The sequence below is a fragment of the Pseudoalteromonas sp. CO109Y genome, assembly GCF_004208935.1.
Classification (GTDB): domain Bacteria; phylum Pseudomonadota; class Gammaproteobacteria; order Enterobacterales; family Alteromonadaceae; genus Pseudoalteromonas; species Pseudoalteromonas shioyasakiensis.
The window spans coordinates 24,528-38,953 of record NZ_SGPD01000038.1 but is presented as its reverse complement, the minus strand read 5'-3'; the positions used below and the strand labels follow the sequence as shown (position 1 = coordinate 38,953).

Annotated in this window: 11 protein-coding genes and 1 tRNA gene; 8 read left to right on the top strand and 4 right to left on the bottom strand. The window is 42.4% G+C overall.

Features of this window, described 5'->3' with window-relative positions; all coding sequences use genetic code 11:
- The first annotated feature begins 160 nt into the window (after window positions 1–160).
- On the top strand, window positions 161–625 hold the full coding sequence (locus EXT43_RS14930; RefSeq protein ID WP_058586016.1) for an energy transducer TonB: 465 nt from the start codon (window positions 161–163) through the stop codon (window positions 623–625).
- 85 nt (window positions 626–710) lie between these two features.
- Window positions 711–956: a DUF3297 family protein gene (locus EXT43_RS14925; protein ID WP_171037140.1), complete on the top strand. Its 246-nt coding sequence runs from the start codon at window positions 711–713 to the stop codon at window positions 954–956.
- Window positions 957–1,016: 60 nt separating this feature from the next.
- On the opposite strand, the gene EXT43_RS14920 is transcribed toward EXT43_RS14925, so the two are convergent.
- Genes EXT43_RS14920 through EXT43_RS14910 form a run of 3 tightly spaced genes read right to left on the bottom strand, consistent with a single transcriptional unit; the run spans window position 1,017 to window position 2,431 of the window.
- On the bottom strand, window positions 1,017–1,418 hold the full coding sequence (locus EXT43_RS14920) for a MerC domain-containing protein (protein ID WP_130167326.1): 402 nt from the start codon (window positions 1,416–1,418) through the stop codon (window positions 1,017–1,019).
- 45 nt (window positions 1,419–1,463) lie between these two features.
- Entirely contained in the window at window positions 1,464–1,931 is a 468-nt protein-coding gene (locus EXT43_RS14915; protein WP_130167325.1) for a transcriptional repressor, read from the bottom strand.
- Entirely contained in the window at window positions 1,928–2,431 is a 504-nt protein-coding gene (locus EXT43_RS14910; protein ID WP_130167324.1) for a DUF2796 domain-containing protein, read from the bottom strand. Before EXT43_RS14910 ends, EXT43_RS14915 begins: the two co-directional genes overlap by 4 nt.
- Before the next feature lie 138 nt (window positions 2,432–2,569).
- On the opposite strand from EXT43_RS14910, the gene EXT43_RS14905 reads away from it, so the two are divergent.
- The 3 genes from EXT43_RS14905 (at window position 2,570) to EXT43_RS14895 (ending at window position 9,771) form a co-directional block, all read left to right on the top strand.
- Window positions 2,570–4,984, top strand: a complete 2,415-nt coding sequence (locus EXT43_RS14905; protein ID WP_130167323.1) for a TonB-dependent receptor — start codon at window positions 2,570–2,572, stop codon at window positions 4,982–4,984.
- A 28-nt stretch (window positions 4,985–5,012) separates the two neighbouring features.
- Window positions 5,013–6,398, top strand: a complete 1,386-nt coding sequence (locus EXT43_RS14900) for a 5-methyltetrahydrofolate--homocysteine methyltransferase (protein WP_130167322.1) — start codon at window positions 5,013–5,015, stop codon at window positions 6,396–6,398.
- 157 nt (window positions 6,399–6,555) lie between these two features.
- Entirely contained in the window at window positions 6,556–9,771 is a 3,216-nt protein-coding gene (locus tag EXT43_RS14895; protein WP_130167321.1) for a S41 family peptidase, read from the top strand.
- Window positions 9,772–9,867: 96 nt separating this feature from the next.
- Here EXT43_RS14895 and rtcR read toward each other — a convergent pair whose 3' ends face one another.
- Complete coding sequence (gene rtcR / locus EXT43_RS14890) at window positions 9,868–11,460, bottom strand: RNA repair transcriptional activator RtcR (RefSeq protein ID WP_240701510.1); 1,593 nt, start codon at window positions 11,458–11,460, stop codon at window positions 9,868–9,870.
- A gap of 250 nt (window positions 11,461–11,710) precedes the next feature.
- On the opposite strand from rtcR, the gene EXT43_RS20705 reads away from it, so the two are divergent.
- From EXT43_RS20705 to EXT43_RS14875, 3 genes are all read left to right on the top strand, one after another.
- Window positions 11,711–11,781 (top strand) — tRNA-Ser (locus EXT43_RS20705).
- Window positions 11,782–12,014: 233 nt separating this feature from the next.
- A complete protein-coding gene (locus EXT43_RS14880; protein WP_130167319.1) occupies window positions 12,015–13,169 on the top strand; it encodes a slipin family protein in 1,155 nt (384 codons plus the stop codon).
- Window positions 13,170–13,197: 28 nt separating this feature from the next.
- Complete coding sequence (locus tag EXT43_RS14875; RefSeq protein ID WP_130167318.1) at window positions 13,198–14,424, top strand: RtcB family protein; 1,227 nt, start codon at window positions 13,198–13,200, stop codon at window positions 14,422–14,424.
- Window positions 14,425–14,426 lie beyond the last annotated feature (2 nt).

The following is a 14,426-nucleotide window of genomic DNA, read 5'->3' as shown; positions in this document are numbered from 1 at the left end:
TTAAGAGAAATGATTTGTTATAAAATAACACAAATAAGAAATAGGTTATAGTATAACAATACATTTACCCCTTAACTTTTAGCTAAGCCTCTAGTTTACAAAGATAATTTTTAACGCTAAATTTGGGGTAGATTAAAAAACAAACAAGTTAAGGAAAACTATGTATAAATCACTTTTAGCATTAACGCTCGTATGCGCATCAATCAGCTCATTCGCAAACCCTGATTTATCACGTAAATTTCCATTTGTTGATATTCAAGCGCAGGTACTAGATACCACTACAGATAAGCCTAGCTGGCAACGGCTGCCACCAATGCACCATGTACAATACCCGACAGGGCTGCTAAATAGACAAGGCAGTGGCTGCGCTATTGTCAACTTTCAGGTAACGCCAGAAGGCAATGTGAAAAACTTAAATATTGAAAATTCAGCACCTAAGCGCTTTAGTAAAGACGTTAGAAAGGCAGCAAGGCAAATAGTGAGAGACTGGCAATGGCCAGAGCGCACGGATGAACAAGTGATTGAGTTAACCATGCGTTTTGACTACTGCTTAACACACGACTTCGACAAAAAGAGTGAAGCCGTTGCCATGTGCGTTGAGCATTCAGAACAAGCCTGCGAGTAAACAATAAATTTGCCGTGTAGATACTTGAGCCAATGCCAGCTATTGCCTACAATGGCGCACAATTTATTCAATGCAGATCGCAACTATGACTGATACACAAAAACCAGAATTACCAAACCAACTTTCTATCAATCCACGTAGTAAATTTTATGTGGAAGAAGTTTTCGAGCATGAAATTGGTGTAAAACTTAACGGCAAAGAGCGTTTTGACGTTGAAGAATATAATATCAGCGAAGGCTGGATCAAAGTCGCTTCTCCAAAAGCACTTGATCGCCGCGGCCAACCTTTACTATTAAAAGTAAAAGGCACTGTAGAAGTATTCTACAAGTAATTCAGTTTTGCTGAATTAGCTTGTTGGCCAACACAATGGTTGGTCAACAAGTTTATATCTTTACGAGCTTAGACACTCAGTCCCTCGTTTTTTCCCACACAAGCGAAAGTTAAACCAGTGCCCGGTGACGACAAAGAGCGAACCCAATAAAGTAAGTACTTTTTCGCCAGCCTCACCAATAACATTTTCGCCAAGCAGCACCGCTGCAGACAACAACACCAGCCCTGCACCACCTAGCATCAATAATCGATAACGTTTATGTTTTTTACACCCTAAAAATAGTGCTAATAAGCTGCTTGGCAGTACCGCAACTAACATCCAAAAATGAAATTGCTCGTTACCTAAACCCAGTGCTGCAGCACTTGGTAATAAAACCAATAACACAGGCACAGCTAAACAGTGAATAGCACACATAGCTGATAACCCGATGGCAAACTTGTCCATTATTTCTTGTAATTTCACTGAATAATTCCTACAAAATTGAACACATGAATTATAAAAAGTGCATCAAGCAAGTTTTGCTTGGCACTCATTGCATACTCCCAGCATTTCAAATTGCTTTGTTTGTGAGGTAAAACCTGCATCATCAAAATGAGGGAAAAGCTTTGCAACGTCACTCTGTGAAACCGCTAAAGTCTCAACTTTTTGGCAATGACGGCAAATTAAAAACAAAGAAGTCTCACGCTTAAAAACCTCACTGTCGGTACCGTAAGCGATATATTTGTTAGCACTATTAAGCCTGCGAACAAGGTTTACCGACTCCAAAAAGCTCAAGATTCGATAAACAGACATAACAGATACACTTGAACTTGTGCGCAGCTTGTAGCAACTGGCCAATTCGTAGGCCGATAGCGGCACGTCTGTGGTTAGTAATATTTGCAGTATTTGCTTGCGCTGAATGGTGAACTTTCTGCCATGCTCAAGGCAAACCTGCTTCGCTTTATTAAGTTTGCTGGTTAATCGCTGTTTATTCATAGCGGCCACTCAATATAAGGTTTTGTTGCTGTCAGCTCTGCTATCCCTTGCGCTTGCTCTGTGATCCACTGTGCTTCGATAACAGATATTGCTTCAGCCCATGCAAATAAAGTAACTGTGACTTTAGAGACGGGCTTATCACAGTTAAACGAGTATTCAACTTCTAAGTCTTGATGTGCATGATGAGTGTGATGCTCAAATGGGTTTTCAAAATTTGCTTGAGTAAGCTTACATTCGCCGTTAAATGTCACTAACTGCTGTGAATTTGCTAATTGGGCTAACGTTTGTTTAATAGTTTGCTTTTGCTCAGCTGTTTCGGGCTGATGCTCAAAGCCAAAAATATCTCCAGCCGGTAAAATGAACTTAACCTGCCACTTGTCTTGATCATGAACCACAAAAAGCACTCCCTCACCATGTGAATGATGATGGTGTTGATGCCCTTGAGCTGAAAAAATACATCCAACCATAAAGCATATCACTGCTAATTTTGCTGCTTTCATAACCCCAATCACTCCATTTACCTCACTTTAAACATGCTGTTACAAAAAAGAATAAAACTCATTCGTCGATTCACACTTGATACATTATAACAATTAAAGCACAATTGATACATTATAACATATCTATAGTGGTGAATAATGAATAACATCTCAAGAGTGGCTGTCGTCATAGCAGCGTTATTACCAGCCAGTGTTTTGGCACAATCAATCAAAGGCGTTGTTTTAAATAACCAAGGTAAAGCGGTGGCTAATGCCACAGTTGACCTTGAAGGCTCTGATCAAAAAGTAACAACTAACAACAAAGGTGAGTTTGAAATCAGTGGCTTAAATAACGGCTTAAAAGAGCTGCATATTTCAGCGCCAGGTTATGCTCACTTACATCGAGATATCACACTTGCCAATGACCAAGACCACAGCACAACCTTTAATCTAAAACGCTCACCGATAGAAGTGATTGATGTTGAAGCAACGCCGATTCATATGTCGGCAATGGAATCTGCCTCACCTGTTAGTGTGTTATCTGGCGAACAATTAAGACGCCAACAAGCATCAACGCTTGGCGATAGCCTCGAAAAACTACCGGGCGTTAACACAAACTTTCATGCCAAGGTTGCCAGTACGCCTGTGATCCGTGGTTTGAGCGGCCCACGTGTTTTAATTACGCAAAATGGCTTAGATGTAAGTGATGTGTCACGTGTTGGCCCTGATCACTCAGTGGCATCGGAAGCATCAACAGCGCAGCAAATTGAAGTATTACGTGGCCCAGCAACTCTATTTTATGGCAGCGGTGCAATTGGTGGTGTCGTCAACGTAGTTGATAGCCGAGTACCAACAGACAGCACAACACGTGGTGAATGGAACCTAGAACATAACTCTGTAGATGAGCAAAAAGTTGCTTCGTTTAATGCCACCACAGGAACAGAGTCATTTGCCTTTTATGCTGATGCATTCTGGCGTGAATCAGACGATTACGAAGTACCTGTTGCCGCCGATATTGACGACACAGAGCACAGCTCAAAGTACGTAGTAGAAAACAGTAATGAAGACTCAGATGGCTTTACTGTAGGCACTAGCTACTTATTCGAGCAAGGTTACCTTGGTGTTGCGGTTGAGCAGTTTAACCGCCAATACGGTATTCCTGGCCATACTCATGGTGAAGAAGAAGAGCATGATCACGAAGAAGAGCACAGCGAAGAAGAAGCTGTTTTTGCTGACCTTGAACAAACCAAAATCCAGCTACTTGGTGAATACAATATCGACAGTGAGTGGCTAAGCAAAATTAACTTACGTGCAGGCCACACAGACTACGAACACGCTGAAATCGAGCACGGTGCTGTAGGCACAACTTTCAAAAACGAAACCAATGAGCTGCGCGTTGACATTCTGCATAGCCAATTTGATGAGTGGAATGGTGGCGTTAGTTTTCATTACAAAAAAAGTGATGTAGAAGCACAAGGCTCAGAAGCATTCACCCCTCCTTCTGTTACTGAAAGTATTGCTTTTGCAATTATGGAAGAAAAGCATTTTGGCGATTTTTTAGTGCAATTAGGTGGCCGTGTTGAGCGAGTTACTATTGATGCTAATAATGTGCTGTTACCTGAGATCGATGCCCATGCACATGATGAAGACGGTGATGAGCACGACCATGATCATGACCACGAAGAATCAAACTACACACGCGTATTTGATGTTGCCCAAGAGTTTACACCGGTAAGCTTATCAACAGGTGTGGTATGGGATTTTACACCGGGTTATAACCTAGGTTTATCGGTATCGCGTTCTGAGCGTGCTCCGTCTGCTTCTGAGCTGTTATCTTTCGGCCCACACATTGGTACTGCAACTTATGAAGTTGGTGCGCTATTCGACACTCATGATGGTCATTTTGAGCTATCAGAAGAGGCTATCGATTTAGAAACGGCAAATAATATCGACCTGACATTCCGTAAAACAGAGGGTGATGTTGGCTTTATCTTCAATGCTTTTTACAACCAAGTAGATAACTATTATTACCAGTTCAACACAGGCCTATACGCTGAAAGCGGTCATGATCACGACCATGGCGACGAACATAATCACGAAGAAGAGCACGATCATTCATCTGAACTACCGGTTTATTTATTTAAAACAGACGATGTGATTTTGCATGGTTTTGAAGCGCAAGTTGCTTGGCAGCTAACCGACGAATTTAAACTCGACTTATTCTCTGATTATGTACGCGCGCGATTAAAAGACGGTGGAGATTTACCACGCACTCCACCACTGCGTTTTGGTACTGAGTTTAGCTATCAAACCGAAAACCTAACGGCAAATATTCACGTTACGCGCTACCAAGAACAAGACCGCATAGCACAACAAGAAACCACAACAGACGGCTATACCCTTGTTGATGCCAGTATTTCTTATGACTTATCGGTATTGAACCAAGACCTATCGCTTTATTTAAAAGGCACAAATTTAACGGACACAGAAGCCCGCGTTCATAGCTCATTCTTAAAAAATATTGCACCACGTCCTGGGCGCAGTTTTGCGCTTGGTGTTCGCGGCTACTTCTAAAACAAAATTACAAATAAAGGAAACCTACATGACACACTTATTTAGATTTAAACTATTGGCACTAGCAATTAGTAGCACCCTGATCACCGCATGTGGTGACGCAGAAACAAATATTGTTGAGAAAGACCCTATCGAGGTTCCTGACGACAGTGGTGATGACCATGATCATGATGACGGTTATACCATTGACTCAATGGGCCGTTTAGCGGTTTTAGCAGCTGATAGCAACGAAGCGAATATCTTTGATTTAGATGACGACTCATTACTAGAAACGTTTTCGCTTATCCATGATTCAAGCTCACTAAATGTTTCACCAAGCTACCGTTATGCAGTTATTGCTAACCGCAGCCAAGATTACTTAGGCTTTATCGATGGCGGTTTATGGCGTGAAGATCATGGCGAGCATTTACATGATTATAAACAAGGCCCTGCATTTAGTGACTACGAGCTAACAACGGGCAGCCGCCCTACTCACATAGTTAAACATGATGGTCAAATGGCCGTGTTTTACGATGGTAATGCCGATGCAGGTACAGTTGCCTCTGTAGAAGTGTTAACCGATAACGACATTGCTAACGAAACAGAGACGCTTGCTGGTATTCAGTACGACATCAATATGCATGGTGTTGCAGAGCCACGTGGCGAGCACCTAGTTGCAACATTGCGTCGTGCGGATAGCGAAAGCACTTCAAACGCTAAAATCCTGCCGGATCAGGTGGGTGTTTTCCACCTTCATGACGGTGAATATGAGCTTGAACAAACATTTGAAGTTACTTGCCCAGATTTACACGGTGCAGCGCAAAACCATAATTATGTAGCATTTGGTTGTGGTGACGGTGTACTGGTAGCCCACCAACATGACGATGAATACCATGCAGAAAAAATCGCAAATATTGAAGCGGTTGGCGATTTGAGGATCGGTACTTTATATGGTCATGAAGCAAGCGACAGCTTTATTGGCGTTGCATCAGGCCATGGTGGCGGAGCCGCAGTTTTTGTAAATATCAATCCAAGCGAAGCTGAAATGGAAGTACTTGAGTGGCAACTTGATGAAGGCGCAAGTGCTGTATCTTACTCATTCTCAGCAAGCGGTGAGCACTTTTTAGTACTTGATAGCTTAGGCTTTTTAAACGTGCTTGAAGCCCATGAGCACGACGGCCACATGCACTGGGAACTTGCCGGTAAAGTAGATATCACTGAAGAAGACGTAACAATGATGCCAGAGGGCATGAACTTCAGCATGACTGTGTCACAAAATAGTGAGTTTGCTTACGTTGCTGACCCTATCGCTCAGCACGTACTTAAAGTACATATCGAAGACCTTGAAATTGAAGGTGATCTTGAACTGACTTTTGCACCAAGCGCCATCACTTGGTTAGGTATCGCAGAAGAAAGTGACGATCACGACCACTAAGAAGTTATGTTTTATGGTATGACATAGCTCGCAAAGGTTGGCATTTACTGCCAACCTTTTTTTATTCATATTTTGTAACAGACTTTCATCGCATCAGCATCGCTATTTGAAACTGAATAGTTATGATGTAACAGTTCCCAAAATAGGATGTAATCCCATGAAAAAACTAACAACGTTGGCACTGGCCATGGCTGCGACACTGGCACCTTGGGCATCAGCTTACGAAACAAAAGACACACGCTTACTGCGTTTTCCAGATATTCATAACCAAAACGTTACCTTTGTGTACGGTGGCGATATTTACATTGCTAATACGCAAACAGGCGAAAGCAAACGCTTAACTGACCATATTGGCTTTGAAACCTTCCCTAAGTTTTCACCTGACGGTAAACGCATTGCCTTTGCAGCCGAGTACAATGGCAGCCGCCAAATTTATGTAATTAACAGCGATGGTTCTGGCTTAAAGCAACTGACTTATTACAACGATGTTGGCCCAATGCCACCACGCGGCGGTTTTGATTATCGTGTTCTCGATTGGACACCAGATGGCAAAAATGTGGTGTTTCGTGCTAACCGCACACCGTGGGGTAAACGTATGGGTCGTCCATACATGGTGCCTGCTGACGGTGGCCTTGAGCAGCCTCTGGCTATTCCAGAAACCGGCGGCGGTATGCTTTCGCCAGATGGTAGTAAATATGTTTACACGCCAATTGACCGTGAATTTCGTACTTGGAAGCGTACCCGTGGCGGTCGTGCACAAGATGTCTGGGTTTACGATCTAAAAAACAATACCTCAGAGCAGCTAACCACTAACCGCGCAACCGATCAGCAACCAACCTGGGTTGGCGACAACATTTACTTTGTGTCTGACCGTGATTACACCCTTAACCTGTATCAATACCAAAAAGGCGCTGAGCCGAAAAAGCTAACCAACCATAAAGACTTTGACGTACTGTGGCCATCAGCTGGCCCAAATGCTGTTGTTTATGAAAACGGTGGTTACCTTTATCGCTTTGATCCAAAAACTCAAAAAAGCAGCAAGCTAAGTATTAACATTGCTGGTGTGCGTCAATACGCAATGCCGTACACAAAAAATGTGAGTGACTTTATCGACTCAATGTCGATTTCTCATGATGGTAAGCGTGCACTCTTTACTGCCCGCGGTGAGCTATTTAGCGTACCGGTTAAACAAGGCCCAACACGTAACTTATCTTACACAGCAAAAGGCCGCGAAATTGATGCAAGTTGGTCGCCAAATGGCCGTTATATTGCTTATATGAGCGATGAAAGTGGCGAATACGAAATTTACTTAAAAGACCGCAGTAAAAATAATGCCACCAAGCAGCTAACCAGCAACGGAACTATTTGGCGTTTTACACCTATTTGGTCACCAGATAGCTCAAAACTGTTATTTGCAGATAAAAACCACACACTCTGGTGGATAGATGCAAAATCAGGTAAACAACACAAAATTGATACCAGCATCTACGATGAAGAAGGCATTCGCCAATATACTTGGTCGCCAAATAGCGAAGACATTGTGTATGTGAAAAACAATGAAAACCGCTATGCCTCACTGTGGCACTACAATGTTGATAAAAAGAAAGTGACTCGCTTAACGGATGAAATGACCAATGAGCAAAACCCAACTTTCTCTCCTGATGGTCAATACCTGTATTTTAGTTCTGAGCGCGACTTTAACTTAGCCTTTAGCAGCTACGAGTTTGACTACATGTTTAATCGTGCAACGCGTATTTATGCCGCAGCCGTAAATGACAGCATCAAACCACTTATCGCACTACAAAGTGACGAAACAGCAATCGTCAGCGATAAACAAAAAGATGACGACAAGAAAGCGAAAAATACCCTGCAAAGCAGCGACTTTATGCAGCGCGTTACCGCTTTAAATGCGCCAGCTGGAGATTATCGCGGTTTAACGGCAGTAAAAGGTGGCGTGCTAACACTGGCTAATGGTGGCCTTCAATTGATAGGCACAGCTCACGACAGCGAGCTTGAAACTGTGGCTAAAGGGGTAAGCAGCTACACTATTTCGAGCAACGGTGAGCACCTGTTAGTGCATGCGGGTAACGATTACAGCTTAATTGAGCCTAAAGCAAAACAAGACCTAGCAGCGAATAAGCTAGATCTTAGTAACATGACCTTAAAAATTGAGCCGCAAATTGAATGGCAACAGATGTATGTTGAAGGCTGGCGTACATTACGTGATTGGTTCTATGATGAAAACCATCACGGCCAAGATTGGGACGCAATTTTAGCTAAGTATCAACCTATGGCTGATGCAATCTCACACCGTAGTGACCTAGATTACATTCTCAGTGAAATCGCAGGTGAAATTAACTCAGGCCACATTTATGTACAGTCGGGTGATATGCCTAAAGCAGAGCGTAAAAAGCACGGCTTATTGGGTGCAAAACTTGCCAGCGATCCATCTGGATACGTAAAAATTGAGCAAATCTTCCAAGGTGAAAACTGGCATGAAGACTTCCGCTCACCACTTGGCACAACAGGGGTAAAAGCACATAACGGCGACTACATCATTGCCGTAAATGGCCGCTCAGTAAAAGACGTCGCTAACTTCTACGAATTACTAGAGAACACTCAAGGTGAGCAAGTTGAGCTAGTCCTTAACAGTAAGCCGCGCAGCAAAGGTGCATGGCAAATTACCGTTAAGCCTGTAGCCAGCGAGCAAGGTTTGCGTTATTTAGACTGGGTTAACTCTCGTGCAGCCTACGTTGATAAGCTATCAAATGGCCGTATTGGTTATGTTCACTTACCAAATACAGCCTACGAAGGTAACCGCGCCATGTTCAAAAACTACATGCCGCAAACTACCAAAGACGCCATGATTATTGATGACCGATACAATGGCGGTGGCTTTATTCCTGAGCACATGATCACTTGGCTTGCTCGTAAACCGCTTAACTACTGGAAGCGCCGCGGTGTTGAGCCAACGAAAACACCACAATTTGCTCATGATGGTCCAAAAGCCATGCTGATCAATGGTTACTCAAGTTCAGGCGGTGATGCTATTCCTTACTACTTCCGCCAAGCGGGGTTAGGTAAGCTTATTGGTACCCGTACTTGGGGTGGGTTAATTGGTATTTCGGGTAACCCAAGCCTAGTAGATGGCGGCCAAGTTATTGCGGCAACATTCCGCATTTTAGATAACGATGGCAACTGGATCATCGAAAACGAAGGTGTCACCCCAGACATCAAGGTTGTTGACCGCCCAGAGTTAATCTACCAAGGTAAAGATCCATCGATTGAACGTGCCGTAGAAGAGCTTTTAAAAGAGCTAAAAGACAACCCGAAAAAGCCACTCACCGTGCCACCAGCGCCGACTGACTTTTAATTCTTAACTGGTTGTTAAAAAACAAAAAACCCCGCAGCAATGCGGGGTTTATTTTTAATTAAAAGAACTACCATTTAACTTGTATATACAAATAATTTAAGCTAAGTCAGACCATGCTAAATTGAATTTACGTAAGTATTTTTGTAATCGAGTTGAGTCATTGGCTTGTGCTTTTTTGGTACGACTCACATCAAATAATTCACGACCAGCTGAGGCCATGCTTGAATGCTGCTCACAGATACTAAGCACATAATTTAACTGAGCAATATCAAACTGATCTAAATTCGCTATTTGCTCTTCTGACAAATAGTGAGCAAGGCGATTAGACGCTTTAGGTTGCACATTAGATTGCCATGAGTCTTGTAACCGTGCGATTTCGTCATTAACATCAGTCACAGTGATACGCGAAGAGCTCGCTAAAGTACATAAACGAGTAATTGCAGAGCTTAAATCTCGAAAGTTTCCACGCCACACTGCTTGCTTCGACATAGCAAACTGCTCAAACAGCTGCTTTGCTTCTTTATTGAATTGAATTCGCTGCCCAGTTTTTTGCTCAAATAAACCCATTTCATAGTCAATATTGGCAGGTATATCTTCTTTTCTGTCTTTTAATGCCGGTAACTGATAGCTCCACAAATTGATACGTGCTAATAAATCTTCACGAAACAGTCCTTTTTCGACTTCGGCTTTTAAATCTTTGTTAGTGCCAGCTATGAGTTGAAAATCACTCGCAACAGTTTGATCACTGCCAACTGGATGAAAGGTCTTATTTTCAATGGCGTGTAACAGCATTGCTTGCTCTTCTAAGCCCAGCTCGCCAATTTCATCTAAAAACAGCACACCATTATTTGCAGTGAGTAAGTAACCGCTTCGCTCTCTTTGAGCACCAGTAAAGGCCCCTTTTGTGTGGCCAAACAAAGCAGCCATGGCATTTTCACCACGTAACGTGGCACAGTTAACCGACACAAGCTCACCTTTTAAAATGGCGCGCTTCTTTTTCAGTTTATAAATTCGCGTTGCCAACTGGCTTTTACCAGCTCCCGTAGGGCCCGTCAGAAGCATAGGATCATCTGAACGAATTGCCACAACTTCAATCTGCGCAATCAACTTATTGAATGCACTGTTTTTAGTTTGAATACCGCCTTTTAAAAATGCATTACCTTCTAAATGCTCTTTATCAAAACGAGTGGCAAGTTGATCATACTTAGATAAGTCCAAATCAATAATTTGAATCTTACCTGTCGCTTTATTTTGATTATGCTTATCGGGTGATGTTTGAATTAAACGCCCAGGAAAATGACCACTCTCGGTTAATAAGAAAATACATATCTGCACAACATGGGTGCCAGTCGTGATATGAAAAAAGTAATCGTGCTGATCAGTATCAAAACGCTGTTGATGACACCAATCATAGAGCTTGGCGTAAACCTCTTCAAAATCCCAAGGGTCTATAAAGTTAATATTTTCAAGGCATACCGTGGTTTCTGGGGAAATCGACTCAATATCTACTGCAACATTATTCGCTAAACGAGAGCTATGAGTATCATGCATCATATACAGCTTACTAACGATGAACTCTTCTTGACTACATAAGCTGACATTGGGTCGCCATCTTGCCCAACGGTCTACGCGCTTACCCACATAGTCTAATTGAGTTCCGAGAATACTCACCACAATCGTACTTTTCAAAATATATCCTTATAGATAGAAACTGTATCCATTTAAATACCAAATAACACTGTCGTCAAGTACCTCATCACCCGACACAAACTACAAAAATAGAATAAAAAACATAAAAATCAGTGTGTTAAAAAATAAAAAACACTCTTTTTTAGTTGTGGCACAGCTCTTGGAATAGATAAGTGTGATTAATTAGGAGTGATTCAAATATCACCCTGGTGCGTTACACACTGTGAACACGTATGCCTAATCACAAAACTATTAATGTAGCTCAGAGGTAGAGCAGCGAAATGATTTCGTCGGTCATGGGTTCGATTCCCATCTTAATACTATAAGTAGCTCAAACAGGTAGAGCACCAAAACCAATTTTGATGTTGCGGGTTCAAATCCCGCCTTAGTCAAAATCGTAACTTTAAATGTTAGTAAGTCGTTGTTTGCGCTGACTGATAAACGCTTAAGCATGAACGATAACAGCAAGCCGGATGCTCCCTGTTATTGCGACGCCCAAAGCCTTTTTCAGTTAACAAATACACACTTGCTAACTATCAATAAGGAAATAGAACATGTTAAGAAAAACACAATTAGTAGCAGAGAACCAAAGAGTGCTCGTTTTTAAAGACCAGCAACTAACAGACGTGTTAACGCCAGGAAAGCATCGTTATTGGGATTTTCATAAGCAGCTTGAGTTTGTCACCTTTGATATTAACTCACTGTATTTCTCAGAGCGAAATACTGAACGTTTGTACCGCAATAATCCAATCTTGCAACAGCATATAAGTCATTGGAAACTTGAGAACAACGAACTAGGTATGTTGTATGTTGATGATTTACTACAAGGGATCGTCGCTCCTGGTGAGCACTTATATATTTGGCAAGATGCAGGGGCTATAAAACTTGAAAGAATTACTCTCAACAGCACTCAAGCGGTGCCTGAGCAATTATTAAATTTAGTTAATCGAGCTGGTGCAAATAGCGCAACTCGCTTAATTAGAAGCGAAAAAACTGTCGCAATCAAACCGATTGCCGAGTTTAAAGTCGCGAAAGAGCATGTAGGTTTACTTTACATTAACGGCCACTTTATTGGCAAGTTGCAGCCAGGCATTCATGCCTATTGGCAATTTAACCATGATATTGAAGTGAAATGTTATGACTGTAGAACACAAAGCGTAGAAGTATCTGGGCAAGAAATTCTCAGCAAAGACCGTGTTAGCCTACGCATTAATTTGACTGCCAATATCAAGCTGATGGATGCTGAGCTTGCAGCAAAGAGCGTAGATAAATTGGATGAATTCATCTACAAAACTCTACAACTAGCACTCAGAGAAGCGGTTGGTACAAAAACGCTCGATGATATCTTATTAGATAAGTTGTATATCAATGAAACAGTGAAAGAGCTGGTGATTGAACAACTTAAGGAGATTGGTATTGCTCTATCTGGCGTTGGTGTGAAAGACATTATTTTACCGGGCGAGATGAAAGCCATTTTAAATCAAGTAGTCGAAGCGCAAAAAGCAGCTGAGGCAAATGTAATAAAGCGACGTGAAGAAACATCAGCAACACGCAGCTTACACAACACCGCGAAAGTAATTGAGAACAACCCGACGCTAATGCGCCTTAAAGAGTTAGAGGCATTAGAGAAAGTCGCAGAAAAAATAAATAACTTAACTGTTTATGGCGGCCTTGAAGGGCTAATGAACGGGGTCGTAAAAATAGCCTAACAGGCTAGGACGAGTAAGGAATCAAATTATGTGTAATAACTACAACACAATAGATCAACAAGGACAGGTACCTATAAAGGCATGGACAAAAGGCGTACCGTTTGAAGATGCAGCTATTGCTCAATTAAATAATATTGCGCAAATGTCGCTAGTTCATTCTCATATCGCGGTCATGCCAGATGTTCACATGGGGAAAGGAGCAACAATAGGTAGCGTCATTCCCTCTGTAGATGCAGTGATCCCCGCAGCGGTAGGTGTTGATATTGGTTGCGGCATGGTTGCAACTAAAACAACGTTAACGGCTTCGCAACTGCCCGATAATCTGGCGGCAATTCGTCATGCGTTTGAAGCTGCGGTACCACATGGTCGAACGGGCCGAGGTAGAGGGGCTCGCGACCGAGGTGCTTGGCATAATATTCCTGATGTTGTTGCAGGTGAGTGGCAAAAACTTGAGAAGCGGTTTGAAAAAATCTGCGCTAAGCACCCTGCAATTAAAAACAGTAATCATGTAAATCACCTAGGTACGATGGGCACAGGCAATCATTTTTTAGAGCTCTGCCTAGATGAAAACAATGCAGTTTGGATCATGCTGCACTCAGGTAGCCGAGGAGTTGGTAACCGCATAGGCACTTACTTTATCGAGCTGGCTAAAAAAGAGATGGAGCGTCATCAAATCAACTTACCTGATATGGATCTTGCGTATCTGAAAGAAGGAAGCGAATACTTTGATGACTATGTTGAGGCTGTGGAATGGGCGCAAGATTTTGCAGCTAAAAACAGAGAGATCATGATGTTTAACGCTATCAAAGCGCTTAAAAAGCAAATACCTATCGCTTTTGAAACCGCGGAGCTTGCTGTTAACTGTCATCATAACTATATCTCGCGTGAGCATCACTTTGGCAAAGATTGTTTTGTAACACGCAAAGGAGCTGTACGTGCACAAAAAGGGGAGATGGGGATCATTCCCGGAAGTATGGGAGCGCGCTCTTTTATTGTTCGCGGCTTAGGAAACCCAGATAGCTTTAATAGCTGTAGTCATGGAGCCGGCCGAGTCATGTCTCGTACAAAAGCTAAAAAGGTCTTTAATATTCAAGATCAAATAGCGGCAACCCAAGGGGTAGAATGCCGCAAAGATGCTGCGGTGATTGATGAAATTCCGCATGCGTACAAGGATATCGAAAAGGTTATGGCAGCACAGCAAGACTTGGTTGAGGTTGTGCATACGCTAAAACAAATAGTCTGCGTAAAAGGATGATA

What these genes read in the sequence shown, in the direction of transcription:
- EXT43_RS14900 (WP_130167322.1), top strand. Translation starts at nt 5,013, where the DNA reads ATGACACACTTATTTAGATTTAAACTATTGGCACTAGCAATTAGTAGC.
- EXT43_RS14895 (WP_130167321.1), top strand. Translation starts at nt 6,556, where the DNA reads ATGAAAAAACTAACAACGTTGGCACTGGCCATGGCTGCGACACTGGCA.
- EXT43_RS14925 (WP_171037140.1), top strand. Translation starts at nt 711, where the DNA reads ATGACTGATACACAAAAACCAGAATTACCAAACCAACTTTCTATCAAT.
- EXT43_RS14875 (WP_130167318.1), top strand. Translation starts at nt 13,198, where the DNA reads ATGTGTAATAACTACAACACAATAGATCAACAAGGACAGGTACCTATA.
- EXT43_RS14930 (WP_058586016.1), top strand. Translation starts at nt 161, where the DNA reads ATGTATAAATCACTTTTAGCATTAACGCTCGTATGCGCATCAATCAGC.
- EXT43_RS14905 (WP_130167323.1), top strand. Translation starts at nt 2,570, where the DNA reads ATGAATAACATCTCAAGAGTGGCTGTCGTCATAGCAGCGTTATTACCA.
- EXT43_RS14915 (WP_130167325.1), bottom strand. Translation starts at nt 1,931, where the DNA reads ATGAATAAACAGCGATTAACCAGCAAACTTAATAAAGCGAAGCAGGTT.
- EXT43_RS14910 (WP_130167324.1), bottom strand. Translation starts at nt 2,431, where the DNA reads ATGAAAGCAGCAAAATTAGCAGTGATATGCTTTATGGTTGGATGTATT.
- EXT43_RS14880 (WP_130167319.1), top strand. Translation starts at nt 12,015, where the DNA reads ATGTTAAGAAAAACACAATTAGTAGCAGAGAACCAAAGAGTGCTCGTT.